Below are 5,525 nucleotides of genomic sequence, written 5' to 3' on the forward strand. Positions count from 1 at the left end.
TAATCTTGTTTCAGTTGTGAAAAGATTTCCGCGTCATCGGCAAGAATCTCGTTCTTATAGAACCTAAAACAACGTTCAATTAGTTCTTTAATTCTGTTTTGCCATATTTGAAATCTCGATAGGTGAATAAGCATTGAGTTATGCTTATTCCCCTGACCACGTACATTTCGTACGGCACATGCCAGAATAAAACATCTAATAGCATATTTCAAGCTTTCTGGTATGTTTTCGTATTCAAGCGTTTCCGTTTCGTCCTTCTTGTGCTTGTCTGGAACAAATGTCTTATAATCCTTTACGATATTGACAATCGGAAGCGGCTGTTCATCCTCTGTGTCAAGTCCAAACACCTTCTCTGGGCTTAGATAAGCCGCTGGTGTAGGAAGGTTGACTATGAAATGTCGAGGGAATAAATCTTTCTCATTTTCACGGTCAATGAAAATATTTGCATACGGAGTGGCTGTATAACCAACGTAAGCATTACGCTTGAAAAGATTGAGGATTGCACGAATCTTTTTATTTATTGTTGAAGCTTTATTTTTATCTTTTGAAGTATTTACGGATGCATTGTCTGCCTCATCATCAATAAAGAGAACTGACTTTCCATTGCACTCACGCTTTGAAAGCCATTTTCTCATATTTTCCAGTATACGTCCGTTCTTCTTAACTACAAACAGAATTGGCTCATTTGTTTGGAAATTTGTTCCTAATGCATTTACGGTTGCTTCCTTGAAATCAGACACAACTGTGGTGAATGCATGAGCAACGGGCGATGGATCAATGAGGCCTACACCGATTTTTGATTCGTTTATTTTTTCAATGTCTTTTGTAGTGAACCCTAAAAAGCACTTTTCAAGACGAGATTGTGTTTGTGTGCGGAGATCATCAAGAATGCCTGCAAATACGATTATTACATTGAATCCAGAATCGACAGCTTTACATACTAAACCTGTAAAGTTGGAGGTCTTGCCTGATTGTACCTGACCTACAACCAATCCCTTTTTGCTAATCTCGTATCCTTCCATTGTTGGATCATAGAGATTATCAAGGATTTCATTAGTTAATCTGTCTAACTGATGAATGACACCGGGTTGGTATTTCTCTTTTTCACGGAGGTACTTCTGGTATCTATTCCAAAATCTCCATTCTATTTCAGTCTTGCGTGACCCTTTGTCTGCACTTAACCATCCTGCTCCTGGATTATTACTATCAAGGAGTGTCTTGTATGGAGATATTGGAAGAGTATAGATAGAAAGTAGTTGCTTCTTAACATCATTGGGGTTAACGTTAGGAAACATCCATGCGAATTGATTTATTGCCGTTTCTATTTCAGAGTCGGTTATAAAATCCTTTTCGCCAATCATTATGCGGCAAATGTCTATATATTTTTCTAGTTCATTCATAATGATTCAATTAAATCTTCATAATAGTTAAACGGTTCTACCAACTTTAATAAAGCCTTTGCCTGTGCCGGAGTATTTCCCTGGGACAGGAAACTATCAAACATGTTTTTTATTGTCTGTTCAACTAGAGTTGTGTCCATGGCAATCGTCGGTTCCTGTTTATCCTCGTCTTTTGACTCGTTGATAAATATCGTCTTTGTGGGTACTGTCGCTTCAACAAGTTTTAGGAGTCCTTCTATCGCTTCATTTGGATTTGTCGTTGCGAGTTGTTTTATGTGATCAATAACAGGATTTTGTCGATTAATCACATACGACCAATTATTATCTTTCTTCTTTTCGAGCCATAGAGGATAAAATTCGGTTCCAGCTCGTTGCTTGAGAATTTTACCTCTGTGGCGGAATACTTGCTCCGCAGTAGAACGTACTTGTTTTGCGTATTGCTCAATTTGTTCCCTGCATACGGCTGGTGGATATGCTTTTGACTTCTTAATGTCGATTTGCCATTCTGCGTCTTGAGTATTGGGCAAATCAATCATTATGCGTGCAAGCTTGTAATGTTCTTCTTTCCTGAATAATCCCAACCAATCACCAGCAAGGAGTAAACGTTTTCCCCTATAGACGTAAAAACCTTGTTGACCGCTCCAACCCTTAGGACCTTCGGCTGCTAAATAAGCGCTTTCTGTAGAGAAGTTCGCTTTATGCGGTAAGACGAACCCTCTCATGGTTACATTACCAGGAAGTTGGTCTTTTGAAAAGGGCTGAAGTTTACATTCATCTCGGCAGAAAGGGTTCCATGGGGGTACTACCTGACTACCCCAAACTACTGATAGTGTTTTATCTTCAATAAATCGATGAAAAGTCATGGAAATATGACTCCTAACTTTCTCTAGTGAACGAGAAAAGCGCTCTTTCATCACTTCGTTGTTTTGAGCCGTATTGACAGGAAGGATCCTGTCCAAATCTGACCATATTACTATGGTTCCTGATTCTGTGTCATCCAACGCATCTTTGAATTCGTCTGGAATCCAATGTACTAGATTCCATTTCTTGCACAATGCGACATAATCTAAATCCCATGTCCAGTAAGACAATTTATTATCTTTCTTGCTTAGCACACTTAATTTTCTACATTGAGAAAATGAAGCGGTTTTCAAGCCAAGACCAAATCTTCCCAAGTCTTTTTCATCTCTTTCTTCAAGCGGGTTCTGAGCACCTGGGCGCATGGCATGAACCAATTCTTCGTTACTCATTCCACAGCCGTTATCCTTGATTGTTATAACCGATTTCCCTCCTCTCCAATACCTTTGAATTGTAATATGTGAAGCACCAGCCGTTATTGAATTGTCAATTATATCGGCAACAGCAGTTTCTAAACTATAACCAATAGCACGAAATGTCTCTATCATAGAGGCAGCTTCCGGTACAGCTTCTTGTATTTCTAATCCTTCGTATTCCATAATTATAGTTGCTTAAATATGTGTTCTAAGAGAGTTGTCACTACATTTATTTCCCATCCATTCCCCGCACGTTCTCCCAATTGGGAATAGGTGAGTTTTTCTGGATAAACGATCTCTTTTTCTTCATCATTTATTCTGAATCCCATAAGGCGGAAATGTTCGTCGGTGGACAACTTCCGAAACCTATCCATGCCATTTACAGGTGGTTCTACAATTCGAACTACGTTATGACTTGGAGGTGTCACGGTCATACAGATTCTATCACTGCGTATCTTACGGTTATAGTAATCGTAGCACAATCTTTCATTGACATGGAAATAATCTGCTGGTTTATCATGAATTACCTTAATATGTTCTATTTGCTTTTGCGTTCTGTACAAAGATTCATCTGGATGTTCGTCCAAGAAGTCTTCTATGTAGTGCTCCAATTTTACTTTTGGAGGTTCCATAGAAAAACCTTCAGGCAATCCTCCGATATCTTTTCTTGCTCCGAAAAACCATAAACGTTGGCGACTTTGAGGAATACCATAATCAGCAGAATTTAGAATTGCCGTTTTTATATCATATCCTAAGTTGTAGAATAGCCCCAAAATAGCTTCGAATGTGGGTTTACACTTTCCTCTACAAAGATTTACAACATTTTCCAGAAAAATATATTTTGGTTTCTTTTCTCGACAGATTCTATAAATGTCTGCAAACAAAGAACCACGAGGATCTAGTTCTCCTAAAAGGGACCCTGCAGAAGAAAAGGGTTGGCAGGGGAAACCGCCGGTAAATAAATCAAATGCAGGAAGTTTCTTCTCATCGATAGAAGTGATGTCTCCCCAGTTCTTGATTTGTTTTCCCGATTTCGCTTTATGATTCGCATTATATAATTCAATTGCAGATGGCGAAATTTCTGAGTATCCAACAACATTGAAAGACCACCCAGGATGAAGTCTTTCAAGTCTTTTCAAAGCAAAAGAAGCTCCGCCATAACCCGCAAAAGATTCAAATACTTTCAACTTCATAGCAATTGAAAATGTGCGTGGAGGCTAAAGCAAAAAGCCGTTCAGGTTCTGGGAAACCTTTTAGAGTTAATGCAATAGAACTCCACGCTGTGATTATTAGTTTTTTTCACAACGAGGACATCAATGCATCACTTCCTCTAAATGTTTGGATTTCCCAGATCTGAACGGCGAATAATGATGTCTTACTATCAGTCGAGTTTGCAGTTTATAGGAACTGTTGCCTGTGTGTAAGTCAAGGTGCGTAAGTGCTTTCATGACGTACGCACGCATTAGGTTACGCGTGCAAAGGTAGGAATTTCTATGAACTATTCCAAATCTTGCTATGTAAATGTGGCAAAATCATAGGAAATTCACTTGTTTACAGGCTGAAATCGCCAGTGGGGATTACAAAACGAGCGTTTTTTCTTTGTTTTCTTGACATAGGAAAAGCGCAAAAATGAAAATGTGCACTATAGACCGTTGCATGAAAAAATCGGTCTTTGTAACTTTGCCGCCGCTAATAAAAACTAATGATTATGATAGAAATTCCAACAAACGAAAGATTTGAATCTGACTACGACAAAGTTGTGGCAGATGTGCTGAGCCAGCTTACTACTGGACAAGACAAGTATGGAGAAGGAGCTGTAGGCACGGCTTACATAGATTGGGGTGTATGCAACGATAGGTATAAGAATTGTCCGTCAAGGAGTATAGCCGACAGAGTGGCACAAGACTTCAAGGACAAAGGCTATTATGTTTACATTCAGAGAATGGGGCAAGGCAATAGCCGTTTCTCTTTGGGAACAGCGATCTGTTACCGCATTCATCAAACTGCAAGACCTTTCAATAACTGGGACGAATTTTAGATTATGAACACACGTGAATACATAAAAATGCAGAGTGTGAACTTCTGCTACATGAGCTTTATGCTTGAAGCAAGCAAAAGCGAATCCGTTGAGATGAACACCACGAGCATCAAGAAGCTAGTGATGGATGGTGATACGCTTTATGCCATCATGCAAGATGGAACAAAGGAACTAGCAATAGACCTTGATCCGGATGTGTCAACACGAGCCATTCAGGAATGGATAGCAAGAAATCCATCATTGCATGACAGAGTAATTGCATTAATGGATGAGGATACTTCAATGCGTAATGTGTACTGTAAGAGAATCGGGCGGAAATGCTTACGGATTGTAAGTTGAAGTTTCCGCAAGATTTTGCTTCAACCAGGAGTTGTGGGAGGTGGAAATATAGGGAATTGAAGGGCTTTTCGGGGAGTTGATGAAAATTCGTAAAGCTTTTTATCAAAAACTCTAAGAGATATTTTCAAAACTGTGGGACTTTTTACCCGAAAAGCCTACGGAAATTGGGCGAAAATGAGCCGAAAATGACTGCTTTTTCTATGACGAAAAAGTTAAGTTATTGAGCATTAAGGAGATACGAAAATGCGAAATCCGGCGTTATTTTCAGGCAAGTTTCCGAAGAATGATTTTCTTTGATTCTAAAGGGGGAATGAAAATACGGATTGTAAGCGAAACAAGCTTTTTTGCTTACAGTCCGTATAGTTTTGTGATATTCTTCAGGAATATGGAAAGCAGTTACAGGATGATGTTGAACAGAATCTAATGAGAATAAAGAAAACGGAAAAGCCTTATGGCCAAGATAAAGCTCTTGAC

General features: G+C 39.1%; 6 protein-coding genes. 2 read left to right on the forward strand and 4 right to left on the reverse strand.

Annotated features, from left to right (window positions below; translation table 11 throughout):
- From ACKI39_RS11840 to ACKI39_RS11850, 3 genes are all read right to left on the reverse strand, one after another.
- A partial coding sequence (locus tag ACKI39_RS11840) for a Z1 domain-containing protein (RefSeq protein ID WP_407400787.1) occupies nt 1–1,400 on the reverse strand: 1,400 nt, incomplete at its 3' end.
- On the reverse strand, nt 1,397–2,857 hold the full coding sequence (locus ACKI39_RS11845) for an ATP-binding protein (protein WP_407400789.1): 1,461 nt from the start codon (nt 2,855–2,857) through the stop codon (nt 1,397–1,399). The genes ACKI39_RS11840 and ACKI39_RS11845, both read right to left, overlap by 4 nt.
- A 2-nt stretch (nt 2,858–2,859) precedes the next feature.
- Complete coding sequence (locus ACKI39_RS11850) at nt 2,860–3,867, reverse strand: DNA cytosine methyltransferase (RefSeq protein ID WP_407400791.1); 1,008 nt, start codon at nt 3,865–3,867, stop codon at nt 2,860–2,862.
- Between the two features lie 509 nt (nt 3,868–4,376).
- Between ACKI39_RS11850 and ACKI39_RS11855 the strand changes: the two genes are divergently transcribed.
- Complete coding sequence (locus tag ACKI39_RS11855; protein WP_407400793.1) at nt 4,377–4,712, forward strand: hypothetical protein; 336 nt, start codon at nt 4,377–4,379, stop codon at nt 4,710–4,712.
- A gap of 3 nt (nt 4,713–4,715) precedes the next feature.
- On the forward strand, nt 4,716–5,051 hold the full coding sequence (locus tag ACKI39_RS11860) for a hypothetical protein (RefSeq protein ID WP_407400795.1): 336 nt from the start codon (nt 4,716–4,718) through the stop codon (nt 5,049–5,051).
- Nucleotides 5,052–5,268: 217 nt separating this feature from the next.
- Here the strand turns inward: ACKI39_RS11860 and ACKI39_RS11865 are convergent.
- The coding region (locus ACKI39_RS11865; RefSeq protein ID WP_407400797.1) for a hypothetical protein at nt 5,269–5,525 on the reverse strand (257 nt) is incomplete at its 5' end.

The sequence above is a fragment of the Treponema sp. genome (assembly GCF_045641405.1).
In the GTDB taxonomy this organism is placed as follows: Bacteria; Spirochaetota; Spirochaetia; order Treponematales; family Treponemataceae; genus Treponema_D.